This window comes from Pseudonocardia wallangbongensis, from assembly GCF_054486945.1.
Genome location: NZ_JBRERS010000004.1, coordinates 565,487 through 585,161, shown reverse-complemented (window position 1 = coordinate 585,161; position 19,675 = coordinate 565,487). Strand labels below are relative to the sequence as shown.

Annotated in this window: 21 protein-coding genes; 5 read left to right on the top strand and 16 right to left on the bottom strand. The window is 73.7% G+C overall.

Annotated features, from left to right (window positions below; genetic code table 11):
- Nucleotide 1 precedes the first annotated feature (1 nt).
- The 3 genes from ACU436_RS17995 to ACU436_RS17985 form a co-directional block, all read right to left on the bottom strand.
- On the bottom strand, nt 2–505 hold the full coding sequence (locus ACU436_RS17995) for a DUF5134 domain-containing protein (RefSeq protein WP_459026666.1): 504 nt from the start codon (nt 503–505) through the stop codon (nt 2–4).
- 82 nt (nt 506–587) lie between these two features.
- Nucleotides 588–1,505, bottom strand: coding sequence for a fumarylacetoacetate hydrolase family protein (locus ACU436_RS17990; RefSeq protein ID WP_459026664.1), 918 nt, complete (start codon nt 1,503–1,505; stop codon nt 588–590).
- Nucleotides 1,505–2,428: an MBL fold metallo-hydrolase gene (locus ACU436_RS17985; protein WP_459026663.1), complete on the bottom strand. Its 924-nt coding sequence runs from the start codon at nt 2,426–2,428 to the stop codon at nt 1,505–1,507. Before ACU436_RS17985 ends, ACU436_RS17990 begins: the two co-directional genes overlap by 1 nt.
- A 601-nt stretch (nt 2,429–3,029) precedes the next feature.
- On the opposite strand from ACU436_RS17985, the gene ACU436_RS17980 reads away from it, so the two are divergent.
- Nucleotides 3,030–4,151, top strand: coding sequence for an outer membrane protein assembly factor BamB family protein (locus tag ACU436_RS17980; protein ID WP_459026661.1), 1,122 nt, complete (start codon nt 3,030–3,032; stop codon nt 4,149–4,151).
- Between the two features lie 49 nt (nt 4,152–4,200).
- On the top strand, nt 4,201–5,331 hold the full coding sequence (locus ACU436_RS17975) for a Gfo/Idh/MocA family protein (protein ID WP_459026659.1): 1,131 nt from the start codon (nt 4,201–4,203) through the stop codon (nt 5,329–5,331).
- Nucleotides 5,332–5,478: 147 nt separating this feature from the next.
- Here the strand turns inward: ACU436_RS17975 and ACU436_RS17970 are convergent, their stop codons facing one another.
- Nucleotides 5,479–6,471: a DMT family transporter gene (locus ACU436_RS17970; protein ID WP_459026657.1), complete on the bottom strand. Its 993-nt coding sequence runs from the start codon at nt 6,469–6,471 to the stop codon at nt 5,479–5,481.
- On the opposite strand from ACU436_RS17970, the gene ACU436_RS17965 reads away from it, so the two are divergent.
- Nucleotides 6,470–7,897, top strand: coding sequence for an aminotransferase-like domain-containing protein (locus ACU436_RS17965; RefSeq protein WP_459026655.1), 1,428 nt, complete (start codon nt 6,470–6,472; stop codon nt 7,895–7,897). The genes ACU436_RS17970 and ACU436_RS17965 overlap by 2 nt on opposite strands.
- Before the next feature lie 14 nt (nt 7,898–7,911).
- Here the strand turns inward: ACU436_RS17965 and ACU436_RS17960 are convergent, their stop codons facing one another.
- Nucleotides 7,912–8,685: a nucleotidyltransferase domain-containing protein gene (locus ACU436_RS17960; protein ID WP_459026653.1), complete on the bottom strand. Its 774-nt coding sequence runs from the start codon at nt 8,683–8,685 to the stop codon at nt 7,912–7,914.
- A gap of 3 nt (nt 8,686–8,688) precedes the next feature.
- Entirely contained in the window at nt 8,689–9,258 is a 570-nt protein-coding gene (locus ACU436_RS17955; RefSeq protein WP_459026651.1) for a GNAT family N-acetyltransferase, read from the bottom strand.
- A gap of 75 nt (nt 9,259–9,333) precedes the next feature.
- Between ACU436_RS17955 and ACU436_RS17950 the strand changes: the two genes are divergently transcribed.
- Nucleotides 9,334–10,071, top strand: coding sequence for a GntR family transcriptional regulator (locus ACU436_RS17950; protein ID WP_459026649.1), 738 nt, complete (start codon nt 9,334–9,336; stop codon nt 10,069–10,071).
- A gap of 12 nt (nt 10,072–10,083) precedes the next feature.
- Here the strand turns inward: ACU436_RS17950 and ACU436_RS17945 are convergent, their stop codons facing one another.
- From ACU436_RS17945 to ACU436_RS17930, 4 genes are all read right to left on the bottom strand, one after another.
- The gene (locus tag ACU436_RS17945; RefSeq protein ID WP_459026647.1) at nt 10,084–10,668 is read right to left on the bottom strand and encodes a cysteine hydrolase family protein; all 585 of its coding nucleotides are present in this window, start codon (nt 10,666–10,668) and stop codon (nt 10,084–10,086) included.
- A 91-nt stretch (nt 10,669–10,759) separates the two neighbouring features.
- Complete coding sequence (locus tag ACU436_RS17940) at nt 10,760–12,076, bottom strand: ABC transporter substrate-binding protein (protein ID WP_459026646.1); 1,317 nt, start codon at nt 12,074–12,076, stop codon at nt 10,760–10,762.
- 11 nt (nt 12,077–12,087) lie between these two features.
- Nucleotides 12,088–12,900, bottom strand: a complete 813-nt coding sequence (locus ACU436_RS17935) for a carbohydrate ABC transporter permease (protein ID WP_459026644.1) — start codon at nt 12,898–12,900, stop codon at nt 12,088–12,090.
- Nucleotides 12,897–13,772, bottom strand: coding sequence for a carbohydrate ABC transporter permease (locus ACU436_RS17930; protein WP_459026642.1), 876 nt, complete (start codon nt 13,770–13,772; stop codon nt 12,897–12,899). Before ACU436_RS17930 ends, ACU436_RS17935 begins: the two co-directional genes overlap by 4 nt.
- A gap of 426 nt (nt 13,773–14,198) precedes the next feature.
- On the opposite strand from ACU436_RS17930, the gene ACU436_RS17925 reads away from it, so the two are divergent.
- Nucleotides 14,199–14,609 carry a hypothetical protein gene (locus ACU436_RS17925; protein ID WP_459026640.1) on the top strand — a complete coding sequence of 137 codons (411 nt, stop codon included), beginning with the start codon at nt 14,199–14,201 and terminating at the stop codon, nt 14,607–14,609.
- Here ACU436_RS17925 and ACU436_RS17920 read toward each other — a convergent pair.
- The 6 genes from ACU436_RS17920 to ACU436_RS17895 all read right to left on the bottom strand — a co-directional run bounded on the left by ACU436_RS17920 (nt 14,593) and on the right by ACU436_RS17895 (nt 19,631).
- A complete protein-coding gene (locus tag ACU436_RS17920; protein WP_459026638.1) occupies nt 14,593–15,135 on the bottom strand; it encodes an NAD(P)H-dependent oxidoreductase in 543 nt (180 codons plus the stop codon). The two genes, ACU436_RS17925 and ACU436_RS17920, sit on opposite strands and share 17 nt — an antisense overlap.
- Nucleotides 15,132–15,629, bottom strand: coding sequence for a flavin reductase family protein (locus tag ACU436_RS17915; RefSeq protein WP_459026636.1), 498 nt, complete (start codon nt 15,627–15,629; stop codon nt 15,132–15,134). The genes ACU436_RS17920 and ACU436_RS17915 overlap by 4 nt, the downstream gene beginning before the upstream one ends.
- Entirely contained in the window at nt 15,626–16,432 is an 807-nt protein-coding gene (locus ACU436_RS17910; protein ID WP_459026634.1) for a DUF1684 domain-containing protein, read from the bottom strand. The genes ACU436_RS17915 and ACU436_RS17910 overlap by 4 nt, the downstream gene beginning before the upstream one ends.
- A complete protein-coding gene (locus ACU436_RS17905) occupies nt 16,432–17,748 on the bottom strand; it encodes an NtaA/DmoA family FMN-dependent monooxygenase (RefSeq protein ID WP_459026633.1) in 1,317 nt (438 codons plus the stop codon). The genes ACU436_RS17910 and ACU436_RS17905 overlap by 1 nt, the downstream gene beginning before the upstream one ends.
- Nucleotides 17,745–18,863 carry an LLM class flavin-dependent oxidoreductase gene (locus ACU436_RS17900; protein ID WP_459026631.1) on the bottom strand — a complete coding sequence of 373 codons (1,119 nt, stop codon included), beginning with the start codon at nt 18,861–18,863 and terminating at the stop codon, nt 17,745–17,747. The genes ACU436_RS17905 and ACU436_RS17900 overlap by 4 nt, the downstream gene beginning before the upstream one ends.
- A 168-nt stretch (nt 18,864–19,031) precedes the next feature.
- Entirely contained in the window at nt 19,032–19,631 is a 600-nt protein-coding gene (locus tag ACU436_RS17895; protein ID WP_459026629.1) for an LLM class flavin-dependent oxidoreductase, read from the bottom strand.
- Nucleotides 19,632–19,675: the final 44 nt, after the last annotated feature.

Below are 19,675 nucleotides of genomic sequence, written 5' to 3'. Positions count from 1 at the left end.
TTCAGAGCATCGCCAGGAGCATCGCGGCCATGCCGCCGCTCATCAGGACGTGGCCGAGGCTCCGCGACGCCCCGACCGCACGGGCGAACGGCATCGCGCAGAGCAGCACCACGAAGGAGATGGTGATCAGCTGCGTCACCGCGGGGGCCGCGGAGTGCCCGTCGTGCCCGTGCGAGCCGGGCGTCGAGAGGACCATCCAGACCATCGCCGCCAGCGCGAGCAGGTGGTGGGCGCTGCCGGCCGACGGGGGCTCGGCCGGGTCCAGTACGCGCACGACGAACACGACGGCGAGCACCCCGAACAGGACGAGCTGCGCGGTGCCGCCCGCCGTGTCCGGCCCGGCCGGCCATCCCCATGCCATCCCGAGCATCGCGACGCTCATCAGCAGGTGCGACAGCTGCGCAGTCCGGTCACCGCCTCCGCGCAGCCGGACCAGCGAGCACAGGCCCGTGACCGCGAAGACCGCCGTGAACGCCGGCACCAGCACCAGGGTCGGGCCGTTCATGGTGACGATCACCTCGACACATAGCAACCGATAGATTGCTATTCAAGCTATAGCAGCCGACCGGTTGCGTCAACGCCGGGTGTCAGGACAACGGCACCGGGGTGGGCCCGGGGACGATCCGGCCCGACAGTCCGCCCAGCTGCTCCACCTCGACCGTGACGACGTCGCCGGGCTGCAGCCAGGGGTAACGCTCCGGCCCGTGCAGGTCCGAGAGTTCCAACAGGCACCCGGTGCCGACCGTGCCGCTACCGATCACGTCGCCGGGGCACAGCCGCGTGCCGCGCGACGCGTAGGCGAGCATCTGCCCGAACGACCAACGGATGTCGGCCCAGCTGCCACCGCCCAGCTCGCGGCCGTTGACCGACCCCCGCATCGCGAGCCGGAAGCCCTGGCCGCTGCGGTACGGCTCCAGCTCGTCCGGCGTGACGAGGGCGGGGCCGACGCTGGTGGCGCCGTCCTTGCCCTTGGCCGGGCCGAGCCCGACCGTCGACTCGCGCTTCTGCACGTCCCGCGCGGACCAGTCGCAGAAGATCGTGTAGCCGGCGATGTGGCCCTCGGCCTCGGCCGGCGTGAGGTCGCTGCCGGCCCGGCCGACGACGGCGGCCACCTCCACCTCGTAGTCGAACGCCGCGCACCCGGGCGAGATCGGGATCTCCTCGTCGGGCCCCACGATCGCGGCCGGGTTGGAGAAGTAGAAGACCGGCTGCTCGAACCACACGGGCGGCGGTTCGCTGCGGCCGAGCGCGCGGACGGCGTTGCGCAGGTGTTCCTCGAACGACAGGAAGTCGCGCACGGACGGCGGCCGCGGGATCGGCGCGCACAGCCGCACGCCGGCGAGATCGACCACCTCGGCCGGGTTCGCCGCGGCGCGCTCGGCCGCGGCCGCGAGGCCCTCCTCGATCAGTGCGAGCAGCGTTCCGTCCAGCCCGTGCACGCGTCCGTCCTGCACCAGCCCGGGACGTTCGGTGCCGTCCGGCGCGCGGTAGGTGACCCAGCGCATCAGGCGAAGCACCCGATCGGGCCGCCGTGGAAGGCGATCATGTCCGGCCAGACCGACTCGAGCGGGATCCGGGTGCCGAGCGGGTTCCCGTCGAGCTCGTTGTAGGCGCGGTGCAGGTTCCCGACGAACCGCTCGCTCTCCTGCCACGAGGCGAACCGGTTGTCCTTCTCCGCGGTGGCCGCCTCCATCGGCGGGCGACCCGCCGCGTGGTGCTCGCGGGCCACTGCGTCGACGAACGCGCCGTACTCCGCGAGGTCGTCGAGCAGAGCCGGGATCTCGTCGCCACGGCACACCGGGCCGTGCCCGGGCACGAGGATGGCCGGCTCCAGCTCGCGGATCCGCGCGATCGCCGGCGGGTAACCGGCGACGCTCCCCTCGACGAGGAACGGCTGGCCGCCGGCGAAAGCGAGGTCGCCGGCGAACAGCACGCGCTCCTGCGGCAGCCAGACCAGCACGTCGCTGCGCGTGTGGGCGGGCCCGACGTGGATCAGCTCCACCGGCCGGTCACCGAGGTGCAGGGTCATGGCAGCGGTGAACGTGACGTCCGGCGGGCGGACCTCCAGGTGGCCGTACTCGGGCCCGGTGAGCACGTGCGCGGCGACGAGCCCGGAAGCGAGCACGTCCTCCCGGCAGGTGACGTGGCCGATGATCGGTGTCTCCGGCGGCATGAGCCAGTTGCCGAACGTGTGGTCGCCGTGGTGGTGGGTGTTGACCAGCGCCCGCGGTGACCCGGGGCAGACGGTCGCAACGGCCGCGAGCAGGGCCCGGTTGCGGGTCTCCGTGGACGTGGTGTCCACGAGCAGGTGCCCGGTCTCCCCGGCGACCGCGCCGGTGTTGTTGATCATCCAGCTGCCGTCGGGTTGGACGTAGGCGAACACCCCGGGGACGAGCTCGACCAGTTCGGGCGGAGGCATCGTGGTCATGCGGGTCCTCTCGGTGCGGGACGTGGCAGCTCGACGGTCGCACGACGATTGTGGCGCCGCTTGCCCGTCGCACACCAACGCCGTGAACGCACCGGTGATCGTCGCGTACAGTGACCGGCTTCGCGCCGCGGCCACGGTCATCGCGGCCGCCGGCGCCTCCTCTCCGGCGGATCCCGATGCACGGCGGTCGCGGAGACTGGGGGGAACCGATGACGCTTCCGGACGATCCGAACCGGCCACCGCCGATGCCGCCCGGACCGCCGCCCGGCGGTCCCCGGCCCGGCCCGCCCGGTGGCCACCCGGGCACCGGTCCGCCGCCGCGGGGATCGGGCGGGCCGCCGCCGCAGGGGCCACGACGAGACCGCCGGCGCCCGCTCGTCGCCGGGCTCGTCGCCGGCACCGCCGTGATCGCGCTCGTGGCGGTCGGGCTCGTCGTGCTCGACCCCTTCGACGAGGCGGTGCGCCGCCCGGCCCGACGCCGGCCGCGGCGCCCGCGACGCAGGGGCTCGAGCGGGTCGGCCACCTCACCCCGGCCCGGCCGCCGAAGGACGAGGGCTACCCGACGGCCCCGGGCCCGGAGCTCACGAGGATCCATGACGGCGTGGCCTACACCGCGTTCCACACCGCCAGGTCGATCTCCTTCACCGCGTACGGCCTCGACGCCGCGGCCGTCGTCTGGGAGCGCACCCTGCGCGTGCCGGAGAACTCGATCGCGTCGATCCGGTTCGAGGTCGTCGACGGTGCGCTCGTGCTCGAGACCCAGTACCCCGACGGGTTCGTCATCACGCTGGGGCTGAACCGGGACACCGGCGAGACGATGTGGACGCTCCCGCAGCGCGTCGGCTGCGAGAGCGGCTGCCACTACGGCGACCGCCTGATCGCCTACGACCACGACGCGAACCAGCAGAACGCGTTCGACGTGCGGACCGGCCGGCAGGTCTGGTCGGTCCCGGAACGCACCGACGAGCCCTCGTTCACCTGGATCCCGCAGGAGACCGCCGAGTCGCTCGCCGCGCCCGGCGACCCGCAGGACCACCCCCAGCGCCGGGTCGGGCACGGGCAGAAGGCCACCGGCACCACGAAGATCATCGACACCGCGTCCGGCCGGATCGTCGGCGAGGGCGTGCTCGGCGAGAAGGTCATGAGCTACGTGCTGCTCGACGACGTCCTCTACGTCTACCGGCAGACCCCGCGCGACCTGAAGGCCTACGCGGTCACGGACCTGGACACACCGCTGTGGACGCAGTCGCTGCCGGCGGCGCAGGACGGCAGCGCGCTCGTCGCCTGCGACGAGACCACGCTGTGCCTGACCCTCGTCCAGGGCGCGACGCGGACGCTGCGCGCGATCGACACCGCGACCGGCACGACCCGGTGGGAGACCGGCGAGCACCCGCTGACCGCTCCGTACGACATCCGGTCGGTGGGCGGGCCGATCGCCGTCACCACGCGCGACTCGACGATGCTGCTGGACCGCGGATCCGGCGCGGTGCTCGAGACCTTCGCCGCCCCGGACTACACCTATGCCGGCGCGGGGCTGCTCGTGCTCACCACGCCCGACGGGCCGGTCGCCTACGACGCGGCCCGGCGGGCGCCCGCCGACCTCGGGCCCGAGCTGGGGCGGGAAGTCGACCGGGACACGTGCGTGTGGGTCGAGAAGTACGTCACGTGCGCCGACCCCGACGCGGACGACTGGGAGGTCACCTTCTGGCGCTACGGCGGCTGAGGGTTGCGAGCCTCCGACGTAAGCTGGCAACCGCTTTCCTAGGAGGATCATGACCCCGCGCGTCGCGCTGCTCGGCCTGCACGGCTACGGGCGGGTACACCTCGACGGGCTGCTGCGCCTCGCCGCCACGGGCGCGGTGCGCGTGGCCGGGCTCGCCGATCCGCGGCCACCCGAGGCCGAGGCCCTCGAACGGGTGCGCGCACTCCCCGGCGGCGCGGACGTGCCGGTGCTCGCCGACGCCGCCGCGCTGCTGGAACGGGTACAGCCGGACGTCACGATCGTCTCCACCCCGATCCACACGCACCTGCCGCTGGCGCGGCTCGCGCTGGCGGCCGGGTCGCACCTGCTGCTGGAGAAGCCGCCGACCGCGTCGATGGCGCAGTTCCGGGAGCTGGCGGCCGAGGTCGAGGTGGGCGGGCGGGTGTGCCAGGTCGGCTTCCAGTCCTTCGGCTCGCACGCCCTCGCCCACGCGGCCCGGCTCGTCGCCGACGGCGCCGTGGGGGCGGTGCGCGGGATCGGCGTGCACGGGGCGTGGGTGCGCGAGCGGTCCTACTTCACGCGCGCGCCGTGGGCCGGGCGGATGGCCGTCGACGGCGTGCCGGTCACCGACGGCGCGCTCACCAACGCGTTCGCGCACGCCACGGCGTCGGCGCTGCGGGTGGCGGGCGTGCCCGACGACGCCGATGTCACCGTGGAGCTGGAGCGCTACCGCGCCGCCTCCCCCGAGGGCGACGACACCGCATCGGCCCGGCTCACCGCGAACGGCGTGCCGATCGTCGTTGCCGTCACGCTGTGCGCCGCCGAGCACCGCCTCCCGCTGATCGTCGTGCACGGCGAGGAGGGGCGGTTGGAGCTCGAGTACACCACCGACACGCTGACGGGCCGCACCGCCGACGGTGCCGAGGTCACCGGGCCGCCGGGCCGCACCGTGCTGCTGGACAACCTCGTGGCCCACCTCGCCGACCCGGCCGTTCCGCTGGTCGCCCCGCTCGCCGCGTGCGCGCCGTTCATGCACCTGCTGGACGCGGTGCGGCGCGACGGGCCGGCCCGGCCGTTCCCGCCCGGCGCGGTGCCGGAGACCGCCGGCCGCCCGGTGGTGACCGGCGCCGACGACACGATGCGCCGGTGCGCGGAACGGCTCGCGCTCTTCTCGGAGCTGCCGGCGCCGTGGGTGGCCTAGCCGCGGCCTAGCCGGTTGATTCCCGGGGTGGTGACACGCGCACCGGCTCGCCGATCAACGCGAAATGGTGACCATGATCGGCAGGATCGGGACCCCGCGCTCGCATGGAGGGTGTTGCCGAACTGGGGGCCCTCTGCCCGGGGTTGATCAGCGCATGCGGTTCTCCAGCCGCACCGGTGCGGCTCTGTGACCGCACTCGACGATCACGGTCGCCACGCGTCGGGACGCCGTGGTGCGGTCGAGGCGGATCCGCACGGCGATGCCGGCGCAGACGACCACGGCGACGCCGCCGAGCACGGTCGGCCAGGTCAGCTCCTCGCCCAGCAGCACCGCCGCCCAGATGATCGTCAGCACCGGCTGCACGAGCTGCACCTGGCTGACCTGCGCCATCGGTCCGATGGCCAGGCCGCGGTACCAGGCGAAGAAGCCGAGGAACATGCTCACCACCGCGAGGTAGGCGAACGCGGCCCACTCGACCGGCGTCGCGGCCGGCGGCTGGTGGAGCGCCGACGCGGCGGCCAGGGCGATCATCACCGGGGCGGACAGCACGAGCGCCCAGGACACGGTCTGCCAGGAGCCGAGCTCGCGGGCGAGCAGCCCGCCCTCGGCGTACCCGATCGCGGCCGCGACGACGGCCCCGAACAGCAGCAGGTCCGCGAGGTGGAGCCGTCCGAACCCGCCGCCCTGTAGCGACGCGAACAGCAGCGCCGCGAGGGCGCCGACCACCGCCATGATCCAGAACGACCGGGGAAGGCGCTCGCGCTCCCGCAGAACGGCGACGACCGCGGTCGCGACGGGCAGGAGCGCGATCACCACTGCGCCGTGGATCGCCGGCACCGTCGTCAACGCGTACGAGGTCAGGAGCGGGAAGCCGGCGACGATGCCGGTGGCCACCACGGCCAGCCGCATCCACTGGACGCGCGTCGGCAGGCGTTGCCCGGTCAGGAGGAGCGCGGCGGCGGCGAGCACCGCGGCGCCGACCGCGCGCCCCGAGCCGATGAGGAGCGGCGCGAGTCCGCCGACGGCGACGCGGGTGAAGGGCACGGTGAGGGAGAACGACGCCACGCCCAGCAGGCCCCACCAGAGTCCGGACGATAACGCAGGGGTTCCAGCTGAAGTAGCGCTACTGTCTACTGACATGCCCGACGATAGCAGCGCGCGGATCGTGACCGGCCTGCGCACGTGGATCGGTCAGGCGCCGCCGGGTGCACGCGTGCCGTCCAACCGGGCGCTGGTGGCGCAGTACGGGGCGAGCCCGGTGACCGTCCAGAAGGCGATGCGGACGCTCGGGGCGCTCGGGCTCGTCGAGAGCCGCCCCGGCGTCGGCACGTTCGTCCGCGACGTCCGGACCGCCCGTGCGCTCGACTACGGCTGGCAGACCGGCGCGCTCGGGGCGCCGCGGGCGCGCATCCCGACCCTGTCGACGCCCCTGCGCAGCGCCTCCCCCGACGCGATCGGCCTGCACGCCGGCTACCCCGACCCCGCACTCCTCCCGGGGCGCCTGGTGCGCGCCGCGCTCACCCGCGCCGCGCGGGGCACCGCCGCGCTCGTGCGGTCGGACGCGGCCGGGTCGCCGGACCTGCGGGCCTGGTTCGCCACCGAGCTCGCCGAGGCCAAACCGGTGGGCGGCACCCCACCCGCCGCGCGGGACGTGCTGATCGTGCCCGGCAGCCAGAGCGGGCTGAGCTCGATCTTCCGGGCCATCGTGGGCCCCGGCCGGCCGGTGCTCCTCGAGTCCCCGACGTACTGGGGTGCCATCCTCGCCGCGGCCCAGGCCGGGGTGCGCGCCGTCCCCGTGCCCAGCGGGCCGGACGGCCCCGACCCGGACGAGCTCGCGCGCGCGTTCGACGAGACCGGGGCACGCCTGCTCTACGCCCAGCCCAACTACGCCAACCCGACGGGCGCGCAGTGGTCCCGGGAACGCGCGGAGCGGGTGCTCGACGCCGTCCGTGCGCACGGCGCGTTCCTCGTGGAGGACGACTGGGCCCACGACTTCGGCATCGACACCACCGTGCGACCCCTCGCCGCGCACGACGACGCCGGCCACGTCGTGTACGTGCGTTCATTGACCAAGAGCGTGTCGCCGGCCGTGCGCGTCGCCGGCGTGATCGCCCGGGGCCCCGTTCGCGACCGCATCCTCGCCGACCGCGGCGCCGAGTCGATGTACGTCAGCGACCTCCTCCAGGCCGCCGCGCTCGACGTCGTCACGCAGCCCGGATGGCGCACCCACCTGCGCAACCTCGGCCACCAGCTGCGGACCCGGCGCGACCTGCTGATCGACAGCCTCGCCGAGCACGTCCCGGACGCACGGCCCGACCACGTGCCGCGCGGCGGGCTGCACCTGTGGGCCCGCCTGCCCGACGGGACCGATCTGGACCGGCTCGCCAGCGACTGCGAGACCGACGGCGTGCTGATCGCGCCGGGCACCGAATGGTTCCCCGCCGAACCGTCGGCCCCCTACGTCCGGCTCAACTTCTCCGGGCCCGACCCCGCGCGCTTCCCCGACGGAGCCCGCGTGATCGGGCGCGCGCTGGCCCGCCAGGTCCCGGCGGCCCGGGCACCCTGACTCCCCGCCGGCGTTCAGTCCGGTTCGGGGTGCCCGCCGGGAACGGCGCTGCCCACCAGCTCGCCCAGCACGGGACCGATCCGCGCGGCCAGCGCCCCGTCGAGGAGGGCGACCTCGTCGGCGAGCAGCGCGCACGCCGCCGCGAAGGCCTCGTGGACGTCCGCGGCGCCGGGCGACCGGACCAGGGTCGCGGCGAGCGGGGCGGTCACCGCGGGCGGAAGGTCGTCGACGCCGCGGCCCTGGACCGCCGGCAGGCCGTGGCGTCGGCAGGCCAGGGCGATCACGTGCTCCCGCATCCCACCGACCATGTACTCGGCCTGCCAGATCCGCCCGCGCGCGATCGCCGACCGCGCGTGCAGCGCGTAGAGCCAGGCCCGGCCCACGAGGTGCGTCTCCGGAGCGGACGTCGCCGCACCGCCGTCCATGGCCTCGCCGAACACCAGCGCGAAGTGCGGTCCGGTCGGCCGGAACTCGTCGAAGGCCCAGAAGGAGAGGTCGACCTGCAACGTGTCGGCGCGCAGGAAGACGCGGTAGAGCGTGCCCCCGCGGTCGACGTCGAGGTGGTCGACCGCGTCGTGCTCGCGACGCAGGGAATCGGTCCAGTCCGCGACGACCACGTCCCGGTCGGCGTCCGGGCCGACCCGCAGGGCCAGGTCGATGTCCGACCACCGGTCCAGGCGACCGGACGCGGCCGAGCCGACCAGCGCAGCGGCGGCGATCCGGCCGTCGCGGCGCGCCCGGTCGAGCAGCGCCTCCCGCAGCCGATCACGCGTCTCCTCGGTGAACACCGGTCATCCCGCCTGCGCGGCACGCCACTCGGGGGCCAGCAGGGACCACACCTCCGAGTCGTAGCGGGAGCCGCGGTGCAGGTACCGCTCCCGCAGCACCCCGTCGCGACGCATCCCGAGCCGGCGGGCCACCGCGATGCTCGCGACGTTCTGGGGCGCGACCCGCCACTCGACCCGGTGGATGCCGCGCTCCTCGATCGCCCACCCGATCAGCACCCGGGCGGCGCGGACGACGAGGCCGTGCCCGACCGCGGACGGCTCCAGCCAGCAGCCGACCTCGGCGATCCCCTCGGCCACGTCCATCGAGCGCAGCATGACGCCGCCGACCAGCCGACCCTCCCACCAGATGCCGTCGAGCCGGCCGGTGTCGGCGGCGGCGCGCTGCGCGTAGCCACTCAGGAACTCGCGGGCGGAGGCCAGGTCCGGCACGAGGTCCGGCAGCCGGATGAACCGGCCCACGAACTCGCGTCCTCGATCCATGTGGGCCAGGAACTCCTCGGCGTGCTCGGGCTGCAGCGGCCGCAGTTCGGCCGCGTCGCCGAGGGACGTGCGTTGCGGCGGTACCGCCGTCATCGGGCACTCCTCACGTCTTGAGATATCAACCATGTGCTCGAGTATTTCTATCTACGTCCCTGGTACGCTCAGCAGGTGGGTGACATCACCCCTCACATCCCGGCCCTGTTGCTGGTCGGCCGTGAGGACGCCGGCCTCGGCCGCGCCGACCGGGCCTACCGGGCGATCAGGCGCCAGATCATCGACCTGAAGCTGCCACCCGGCAGCAGCTTCACCGAGACGTCGCTCGCGCAGCAGTGGCACATCAGCAAGACCCCGGTGCGCGAGGCGCTCGCGCAGCTGCGGAGCGACGGGCTCGTGACCGCGCTCCCGCGAGCGGGTTACGTCGTCAGCCCGATCACCCTCCAGGACACCGACGACCTCTGTGGCATGCGGACGTTGCTGTCCGGCGACGCCGCGGCCGCTGCCGCGCGCCGGGGCGTCGAGGCGCCGGCGCTCGACCGGCTCGACGAGCTGGCCCAGGTGCCGGTCGCGCTCGCCGCGGGCGAGGTGGAGCAGGAGGAGTCGCTGCGGGCCGGGATCGAGTTCGAGGCCGTCATCGCCAACTCCAGCGGCAACGCACGCCTCGCCAAGGCGGTCGTCGACGTCGTCGACGAGCTGGAACGGGTGCTGCGGATGGCCTCGTTGATCGCCCCCGGCGCCGCGAGCCCGCCCGGGGAGCTGCAGGCCATCGCCGAACGGATTCGTGCGCGGGACGTCGACGGCGCCCACCTGGCCATGCACGAGCGGTGCGAGCGCGTGCGGCGCGACGTGCTACTGGTGCTGGCCAGGAGCACGTCGGTGAGCAGGGCGAACATCGAGATGCCGGGGTGAGCCGCCCGCGTCTCACGTCGGAGGAGCATCATGTCCACCGTCCCAGTGCGCGCAGGTCACGACCTCGAACCCGCGGCTGGGGAACACCGCGTCCATGAAGAAGTCGTGCATCGCCGGGTCGCCGTCGGCGCAGCCGTCACGGAGAACGGTCACCCCGTACCCACGATCTGCGGCGTCGTAGCACGTCGCGGCGACCATGGCACTGGTCGCGACGCCGGCGACCGCGAGCGTGCCGACGCCCTGTGCCCGGAGCACGAGGTCGAGGTCCGTGCCGGCGAACGCGCTCGCACGGCGCTTCAGGACGACGACGTCCTCCTCGGCGACCGGCAGATCGATCTCCGTTCCGGCCGATCCCTCGTGGAAGGCGTCCCCGGCTTCGTGGAACGACCGGACCATCCCGTTGCCCGGCGGCAGATCGGCCCCGTTGCCGCGGAGTCCGAAGTGCACGAACACGACGAGGGCACCGGCCGCGCGAGCGCGCGGAAGCAGCGCGGTGAGCGGCGGCACGACCTGCCGGGCGAACGGGTAGTCGCCCGTGATGCCCCGCTGGACGTCGCCGATGACCAGCGCGGAGCGGGTTTCACGACTGGCCGGCACAGGGATCTCCTTGGCTCGGGGGCCTGAGATCAGAGTATGAGCCAGCTGAGATATCAGCAAGCACTAATTGAAGTCTTTAACCCGCCGCGCGTCAGCGCATCGCCGCGTTGCCAGCGTCCTGCGCCTGTTGCATCCCCTCCGCCACCGGGGTGCGGCCGGCGAACACCTCGTTCAGGATCGGGTTGAACGCCGTCGACGCGGCCTCGAACTTCGGGCCGGAGGGCGCCGGGATCGTCGCGGTGCCGCCGGCGTCGCCGAAGAACCGGGTGTCGACGCCCTGGCCCTCCCAGTAGTCGTAGTACTGCTGCTGGGCGGCGGTCACGGCGGGCAGCCCCGCACCCTCCGCGCCGACGTAGGAGGCGCCCTCCGGCGAGCCGAGCCAGCGCAGCACCTTCAGGATGGCGTCGCGGCGCGGGCTGTCGGCGTTGCCGGCGGCGATCACCCCGTTGGCGACGCTGACGCGGCCCGCGGGCCCGGCGGGCAGGGGCGCGATGCCCCACTCGAACGTCGCGCCGTCGCCGACGTTCTTGAGGTTGTAGGTGCCGGACTGGAAGAGCGCCATCTTGCCCTGCAGGAACTGGTCGCGGCTGAAGTCGGGGTTGTCGTTGGTGTCGGCCGCCGACGGCGCCACGTGGTCGGTGTTGATCAGCTTGACCAGGTAGGAGAACGCCTCGGTGGTCCTGGGGTCGGTGAAGGTGAGGGTCTCGTCCGGGGCCTGGATGCGGCCGCCGTTGGAGCCGGCGAAGTTCCAGTAGATGGCGTTCAGGTCGCGGGCGGCGTTGAAGCCGTACTGGGTGATCGCGCCCGGGTCGAAGCCGGGCTGGTCGGCGGTGCGGCCCGCGCTGTCGAGGGTGAGCTTGCGCGCAGCGGGCAGGAACGTGTCGGCGGCCGGGTCGGCCGGGTTCCAGGTCAGGTCGTCCGGGTCGACGCCCGCGGCATCGACCATCGCCTTGTTGTAGTAGACGGCGATGCGCCCGTCCGTGAGCGCCGGGACGCCCCAGAGCGTGCCGTTCCGCGTGTACTGCTCCACCGCCGCCGGCACCCAGCCCGCGGCGTCGCCCGCCATCTCGGCGCCGACGTCGATCAGCTTGCCGCCGTCGGCGAGCGCCCCGAAGTTGGAGCTGTTGAGCCAGTAGACGTCCTCCGCGGTGCCGCTCGCGACGTCCAGGGTGAGGCCGGTGAAGTAGTCGCTCCACGGCACGACGTCCAGCTGCACCCGCACGTCCGGGTTCTGGCGGGTGAACTCGTCGAACGACTCCTCGTACGCCGTGGCGACCTGCTCGTCCCAGATCCGCACGGTGACGGTCGTGCCGCCCTCGTCGGACGGGCCGGCGTCCGGGGCGGCCGGCGAGCAGGCGGCCAGGGCGAGCGCCGCGGCCAACGCCGTGACGAGGGGGCGCAATCTCATGTCTGGACTCCCTACCGGAACCCGGTGATCGTGATCGAGCGGACGACGTGGCGCTGGAACGCCAGGAACAGGATCGTGAGCGGCAGGACGGCGATCGTGGTGGCCGCCATGACGATCGTCCAGTTGGAGTTGTACTGCGACTGCAGGGCCGAGGTCGCGACCGTCAGGACCTGCCACTGCCGCCCGGTGGTGATCACCAGGGGCCACAGGAAGTTGTTCCAGTGCGTGACGACGGTGATGATCGCGAGCGTCGCGAGGATCGGCCGGCTCACCGGCACGACGACGTGCCACAGGATGCGCAGGGTGCCCGCGCCGTCGAGCTTCGCGGCGTCGAGCAGGTCGCCGGGGATGCCCTTGAAGTACTCGCGGAGCAGGAAGATCCCGTACGGGTGCCCGAAGAGGTACGGGAGCACGAGCGCCCAGAACGTGTTGCGGATGCCGAGGTCGGCGAACACCGCGTAGAGCGGGATGATCGTGACGACCTGGGGCACCATCAGCGTGGCCACGTACAGCCAGAAGAGGGCGTCCCGGCCGGGGAAGCGCAGGCGGGCGAAGGCGTACGCGGCGAACACGGAGAACACCAGCTGGCCCACCAGGATCACGGCCACGACCTGTGCGGTGACCACGACCGGCGCCACGAAGTCGTAGCGCTCCCCGAACAGCTCGGCGAAGTTCACGAGGGTCGGCGGGGCGGGCAGGGTCAGCGCGGGCTCGGACGCGAACTGCTGCGGCGACTTCAGCGCCGTCGCCACGCTCAACAGGAACGGGGCGAGCGTCGCGACCGCGCCGAGCACCAGCAGCGCGTACGTCCCGGCGGTCCTCATGTCGACAGGTCGTAGGTCGTGCGGCGGGCGAACCACCGCTGCTGGACGAGGGTCACCGCCACGAGGAGCACGAACAGCACCAGCGCCATCACCGCGGCCTGCCCGACCGCGCGCTGCTCGAACGCCTCGTAGTAGATCCGGCCCGCCACGACGTCGGTGACGCCCTGCGGCCCCCCGTTCGGCGTGAGCGCGTAGACGGAGTCGAACACCTGGAAGCTCGCGATCACGCCGGTGACCAGCACGAAGAACGTGGTGGGCCGCAGCAGGGGCAGCGTGATCCGCCAGAAGCGTTGCCACGGGCCCGCCCCGTCGAGCATCGCGGCCTCGTGCACGGTGTCGGGGATCGCACGCAGCCCGGCCGAGAAGAAGAGGGCGACGTAGCCGATCTGCGTCCAGACCGTCACGGCCGCCACGGACGGCAGCGCGAGCGCGGGGTCGGCGAGCCACTCGACGCGCCGGCCGATCAGCGCGTTGAGGGCGCCGTCGGTGGGGGCGAGGATCCAGCGCCACACCACGCCGAGCACGAGCGGCGCGCAGATCCACGGCAGCACGTACAGCACCCGGAACGCGGCCGACCCCCGCAGCCCGCGGTTCAGCAGCAGGGCCGCACCCAGCCCGAGCACCGTCTGCGCCGGGATCACGATCGCCACGAACACGGCGGTGATCAGCAAGGAGCGGGCGAACCGGCCGTCGACCGCCACCGCCACGAAGTTGTCGAACCCGACGAACGTGCGCGGGCCGATCAGGTCCCACCGCTGCATCGCGAGCGCCGCGACCACCAGGATCGGCAGCACCAGGAACGCGCTGATCCCGAACAGGCTGGGCGCGAGCAGCAGGTAGGCCGTGCGCGTGTCGCGTCGCCGACCCGCCATCCGTCCCCCCGTGCTCCGAGCACGTCATCCCATCAGATCTTGTGTCGCGCGTGGACGGCGGGTGTGCGCAGCGTTTCGCACGGACGAGGTAGACATGAGCCGGATCTCGGGCGCCGCGAACCCCGCTCATGTCTACATCGAGCGGGATTTCCGAATCGGGCCCGGAATGCAGCCGTGTGGGCGATGCTTCGCGGGTGCAGGACGTCGGGGGTTGGCCGGTCGCATTCCGCGGCTCCGCGGCACTTGCCGCCGGCCTCGTCACACCCGACGTGCTGCGCGGTCCACGCTTCCAGCGGATCTTCCCCGACACGTACATCGCGGCACCCGACGAGGGGCCACCCGACCTGTCGCTGCGCTCGCACGCGGCCTACCGGTACGTCGAGGGGAAGGGGGTGCTGTCGGGGTTCTCGGCCGCCGGACCTGCTGTTGCATTTCAGTGCCCGTTTCCACCGCTCGCGCGGCAACGAGCTGGTGCCGTACGTGCTCGCGCACGCCGACCCCCGGGCCGGCTCTCCGATGGAGACCCGGCTCCGCATGCTCGTCGTGCAAGCGCGCCTGCCGAAACCCCAGGTCCAGTGGGTGGTGCAGGACGCGCACACCCGCACCGCGGTCTGGCTCGACCTCGCGTGGCCCGATCTGCTGATCGACATCGAGTACGAGGGGCGGGATCACACCGAGCCCGGCCGGGTCCTGCGCGATGTCGGCCGGTACACCGCGCTCGTCGACAAGGGCCGGCGGATCTACCGCTACACGAAACTGGAGATCCTCCACCGGCCCGGCTTGATCGTCGCCCAGCTCACCAGAGCCCGAGAACGGACACTCAGATCTGCGGCGTGATCGCCTGGAGCGCCGCCGACGCACGAACCGCCCCTGCCAGGTCGGCCAGGGCCGCCCCGTGCGCCGCGGCGAGCTCCGCGCTCCCGCCGGTGAGGGTGGTGCGGTCCTCGTAGCCGGCGTGGTCGAGGTACAGGCCCGGGGAGAGCACCTGCACCGCGAAGAAGCCCGCGAGGACGTCGCGCAGGTCGCCGAGGGCCAGATAGTGGTGCCCGCTCGCCCCGGTGAGCACCGTGGCGGCGACCGTGCCCTGCAGGGGCGCCGTGGCCTCGCCCCACTTCCCCCGCTCGGTGCGCTCGAGCAGGTCCTTGAGCAGGGCGCTGTAGGTGGCCCGGTACACCGGGCTGCCGAACACCACACCGTCGGCGCCGGTGAACGCGGCGATCACCGCGTCCGCGCCCGCCTCGGACAGCTCCAGCAGGGACGTGGTGGCACCCGCCTTCTCGGCGCCGGCGAGCACCCCGGCCACGGCCGTGGCGGTGCGGCCGCCCGGCTCCGGCCCGGCGACCACCCCGAGCACGTGTGTCATCGGTCCTCCTCGATGTGCGCGGCAAGACCGTAGCGGCCCCGGTGGAACAGCAGCGGCGAGCGGGTGGCGTCGGCGCCGAGGTCGTGCACCCGGCCGGCGACGATCGTGTGGTCTCCCCCGTCGTACTCCCGCCAGAGCGTGCAGCCGATCCACGCGCACGCGCCCTCCAGCACCGGTGCGCCGAAGGGCCCCGGCCACCAGGTCACGCCGGCGAACTTGTCCGTGCCGGAGCGCGCGAACCCGCCGGACAGGTGCTGCTGGTCGCCGGCCAGCACGTTGACGCAGAACGCGCCCGCCGCGCGGATCCGCGGCCACGTCGACGACGTGCGCGACGGCGAGAAGCTGATCAGCGCCGGGTCCAGCGACAGCGACGCGAACGACTGGCACGTGAACCCCAGCGGCCCGCCGGACCCGGCCGCCGTGACCACGACGATGCCGGACGCGAAGTGACCCAGTACCTCCCGCATCGTCGCGGGCTCGACGACGACCGTCACGCCGGCAGGTCGGGCCGCGGCGGGGTGCTCTCCCCCGCCTCCACCGCCACCGACAGCCGGTTCTCGGCCGGTGGCAACGGACAGGTGGCGTGGGCCGTGAACGCGCACGGCAGGTTGACGGTGCGGTTGAAGTCGATCGTGACGCGGCCGTCCGCGTCGGGGTCGGGGAGCAGCACCGAGCGCCCGCCGCCGTAGGTGCTCCCGCCCGACGTGGCGTCGCGGAAGTGCAGGGACAGCCCGCCGGTCTTCCCGGGGAACGCGACGAGCTCGTGCTCCGCGCCGTGGAGGGCGAAGCGGACGACGCCGACCGCCGTCGGGAAGTGCTGCAACCCGTCCACCACGGCACCGACTGTGAGCCGGCGTGGCTCGGGGTAGGCCGCGAAGCGGGCCGCGACCACCCAGCGCTCGTCCACGTCGAACGCGGGCGCGCCGGTGAACGCCGTGCGGGTGATCGCCTGCGGGTCGCGGACCCGCAGCGCGTAGTCGTCGGTGCGGCGGATGACCTCGACCCGCCGCTCCCCGATCTCGACGAGCACACCGGGCTGCCCGTCGACCGGCTCCAGCCGGACGGTGCCGGTCACCGGCGCGCCGTCGAGCGCGGCCTCACCTGCGGCGGTGAGCTCGACGCCGCCGTCGCCGGTGGCACGCCAGGTGCCGGGAAGACCGTCGAAGGCGCGAACCGTGCCGTCGAGCCAGATCAGGGCGGTGAGGCTGAGCCAGCCGTGCGGGGTGGAGAGCTCCGCCTCCCGCTCGGCGTGCCAGGCCGTCCACTCCTGCTGGAGCGTGGACGCGAAGGTGGTCATCAAGCGCTCTCCTTCCGGGCGTTCTGCGGTGCGTGCGGGTGGCGCAGTCCGAGGTGGTCGCGGAGGGTGGGGCCGGGGTAGGCGGTGCGGTAGCTGCCGCGGTCCTGCAGCTCGGGGACGACCTCGGCGACGAACCGGTCGAGGCCGCCGGGTGTCAGGTGCGGCACCAGGATGAAGCCGTCGCAGGCGTCGTGCTGCACGAACTCGTCCATCCCGGCGGCGACGGTGCGGGCCGAGCCGATGAACGACTGGCGGCCGGTCTTCTCGATCACGACCTCGCGGATCGAGAGGCCGCCGTGCGCTGCGGCGAAGTCGCGCCACTCCTGCGCGACGGCCCGCGGGTCGCGCGCGTGTCGCACCCGGCCGCGCGTGATCGAGACGTTGTCGACGTCGGGGTCGACGTCGGGCAGCGGGCCGTCCGGGTCGTACTGCGACAGCTCACGGCCCCACACCTGTTCGAGGAACGCGATCGCCGTCTTCGGGGGCACCTGCTGGCGGCGGATCCGGACGGCCTCCTCCCGCGCGTCGGCGTCGGTGTCGCCGAGCACGAACGTGACGCCCGGCAGCACCTTGAGGTCGCCTGCGCTGCGGCCGTGCTGCGGGAGCCGGGACTTGACGTCGGCGTAGAACGCCTGCCCGGCCTCCAGCGTGCCGTGCAGCGTGAAGATCGCGTCGGCGGCGGCGGCGGCGAAGTCGCGGCCCTGCGCGGAGTCGCCCGCCTGGATCAGCACCGGGTGGCCCTGCGGGCCCGGCGGCAGTGGGAACCGGGCGCGCACGTCGAACTGCGGGCCGAGGTACTCGATCTCGGCGCCGTGGGAGTCCCAGAGGGCCCGGGTGACCGCGACGACCTCCGCCGCCCGCTCGTAGCGTTGCTCGCGCGGCAGGAAACCGCCGCGGCGGAAGTTCTCCCCGGTGAACGCGTCGGACGTGGTGACCATGTTCCACGCCGCCCGGCCCGCGGACAGGTGGTCGAGCGAGGCGAACTGCACGGCCAGCTCGTACGGCTCGTTGTAGGTCGTGTTGATCGTGCCCGCCAACCCGATCCGGGACGTGACGGCGGCGAGCGCGTTCAGCACGGTGAACGTGTCGGGCCGGCCCACCACGTCCAGGTCGTGGATGCGGCCGCGGTGCTCGCGCAGCCGCAGGCCCTCGGCGAGGAACACGAAGTCCATGAGGCCGCGCTCGGCGTTCTGCGCGAAGTGCACGAACGAGGCGAAGTCGGTCTGGCTGCCGGCCGCCGGGTCGCTCCAGACGGTGGTGTTGTTGACGCCGGGGAAGTGCGCGCCGAGGTGGATCTGCTTCTTCTGGACGCTCACGATCCCGCTCCCGCTCCCGCGAAGTGGTTGGCCGGCCGGGACAACCCGAACCGGGCTCGCAGCGAGCCGCCGGCCCGGCCCGTGCGCAGGAGACCGCGGCCGGCCAGCAGCGGCACCGCCTGGGCGGCGACCGCGTCGAGGTCGGCCGGCAGCACGAGAGGCACCAGCGTGACGCCGTCGGCGGCACCGAGCCGCACGGCGCTGCCGACGAGGTCGGCGAGGTCCGTGGGCGGGCCGAGCACCCGCACCGAGGACGCCGGCAGCTCGGCACCGGTGAGCGCGTCCAGCTCGGCGAGCTCGCGGCGGGCCCGGTGCCGGTCGGCGGCCAGGTGCACCTCCACGTCGAGCAGCACGGTGACGGCGTCGGGGTCGCGGCCCGCGTCGGCGGCGGCGGACCGGATCCGCTCGCGGGCGAGCACGGCCTCCGGCAGGTCCGGGGCGGCGATGCGCACGACGTCCGCCCAGCGGGCCGCGACCGGGAGCGCCTCCTCCTCGTCGGCCCGCAGCACGACGAGGGGGTGTCCCTGCGGCGGACGCGGCGTGATCGACGGGCCCTTCACGGAGAAGAACTCGCCCTGGAAGTCGATGGGGTGCAGCTTGTCGCGGTCGACGTAGCGGCCGGTGGCGGCGTCGCGGATCACCGCGCCGTCCTCCCAGGAGTCCCACAGCCGCACCACCACCTCGATGGCGTCGGCGGCCTCTCGCCACAGCTCACCGGCGGGCGCGGCGGCCTTGCGGCCGAACAGGTCCGCCTCGGCCTGCGTGCGCGACACGGCCGGCTCCCAGCCCGCGCGCCCGGCCGACACGATGTCGAGCGTCGCGATCGACTTGGAGACGTGGAACGGCTCGGAGTGGGTGACGGTGGCCGTCGGCACCAGGCCGATCCCGGGCACGACCGGCGCGATCCGCGCGGCGACCGCGACGGCGTCCAGCAACGGCCCGCCGTCGGGGTGGAACGTGTGCGGGAGCAGTACCAGGTCGAGCCCACGGCCGGCGGCCGTGCGCGCCAGCCCGGCGTGGTGGGCCGCGGAGAGCAGCACGGCCGGGTCGAGCCCCGCCCACAGCGCCGCCGCCGGGTGCCGGCCGCCCGCGGTGAGCTCGACCGCGAGATGCATCCGTGCCTCGGTAAAAGGACTCATCGGTGGGCCTCGCTGCGCTCGGCCGACGCTTCGCGCGGACGCTGTGACATCGATTCGCTCGCAAGCTCACTCATCGTTCGGCCTCGCTGCGCTCGGCCGACGCTTCGCGCGGACGCTGTGACATTGATTCGTTCGCAAGCTCACTCATCGCCCGACGCTCGCCCCCGCCCGGTTCGCTTCCTGGGTGCAACCAGCTCGCGCGCCCGTGTGTTCCGCCCACGCCGCCGCCAGCAGCTCGGTGCTGCGCACGCGGTCGGCGTGGTCGGTGGTGATCGTGGTGACCAGCAGCTCGTCGGCGCCGGTGACGCGCGCGAGCGTGGCCAGCCCCTCCACCACGGTCGCCGGTGCCCCGGAGAACTGGGTGGCGGTCCGGTCGGCGACGATCGCCCGCTCGGCGGCCGCCCACTCCCGCGCCGCGGCCTGCTCCGGGGTGACGTAGGGCCGGGCGCCGACGCCGGTGCGGATGTCGAGCACCCACTGCGCGTACGGGGCGGCCAGCTCCCGCGCGCGCTCGTCGGTGTCCGCGACCACGACGTCGGCCGAGACCACGACGTACGGTGCCGGCCGGCGGTCCGACGGCCGGAACGCGCGCCGGTAGGCGTCGACGGTCTCCAGCACCGAGCTCGGGGAGGTGTGGTAGCTCGCCGCGAACGGCAGACCCCGCTCCCCCGCCACCCGCGCGCTCTCGCCGGGGCTCGAGCCGAGGATCCACACGTCGAGGTCGGCCCCCTCGGCGGCCGGCACGGTGACGGTGGCCCCGTCCGGGCGGCGGGCGGCGCTAGGTAGTC

What these genes read in the sequence shown, in the direction of transcription:
- ACU436_RS17995 (WP_459026666.1), bottom strand. Translation starts at nt 505, where the DNA reads ATGAACGGCCCGACCCTGGTGCTGGTGCCGGCGTTCACGGCGGTCTTC.
- ACU436_RS17990 (WP_459026664.1), bottom strand. Translation starts at nt 1,505, where the DNA reads ATGCGCTGGGTCACCTACCGCGCGCCGGACGGCACCGAACGTCCCGGG.
- ACU436_RS17985 (WP_459026663.1), bottom strand. Translation starts at nt 2,428, where the DNA reads ATGACCACGATGCCTCCGCCCGAACTGGTCGAGCTCGTCCCCGGGGTG.
- ACU436_RS17975 (WP_459026659.1), top strand. Translation starts at nt 4,201, where the DNA reads ATGACCCCGCGCGTCGCGCTGCTCGGCCTGCACGGCTACGGGCGGGTA.
- ACU436_RS17965 (WP_459026655.1), top strand. Translation starts at nt 6,470, where the DNA reads ATGCCCGACGATAGCAGCGCGCGGATCGTGACCGGCCTGCGCACGTGG.
- ACU436_RS17970 (WP_459026657.1), bottom strand. Translation starts at nt 6,471, where the DNA reads ATGTCAGTAGACAGTAGCGCTACTTCAGCTGGAACCCCTGCGTTATCG.
- ACU436_RS17955 (WP_459026651.1), bottom strand. Translation starts at nt 9,258, where the DNA reads ATGACGGCGGTACCGCCGCAACGCACGTCCCTCGGCGACGCGGCCGAA.
- ACU436_RS17940 (WP_459026646.1), bottom strand. Translation starts at nt 12,076, where the DNA reads ATGAGATTGCGCCCCCTCGTCACGGCGTTGGCCGCGGCGCTCGCCCTG.
- ACU436_RS17935 (WP_459026644.1), bottom strand. Translation starts at nt 12,900, where the DNA reads ATGAGGACCGCCGGGACGTACGCGCTGCTGGTGCTCGGCGCGGTCGCG.
- ACU436_RS17930 (WP_459026642.1), bottom strand. Translation starts at nt 13,772, where the DNA reads ATGGCGGGTCGGCGACGCGACACGCGCACGGCCTACCTGCTGCTCGCG.
- ACU436_RS17920 (WP_459026638.1), bottom strand. Translation starts at nt 15,135, where the DNA reads ATGACACACGTGCTCGGGGTGGTCGCCGGGCCGGAGCCGGGCGGCCGC.
- ACU436_RS17910 (WP_459026634.1), bottom strand. Translation starts at nt 16,432, where the DNA reads ATGACCACCTTCGCGTCCACGCTCCAGCAGGAGTGGACGGCCTGGCAC.
- ACU436_RS17900 (WP_459026631.1), bottom strand. Translation starts at nt 18,863, where the DNA reads ATGCATCTCGCGGTCGAGCTCACCGCGGGCGGCCGGCACCCGGCGGCG.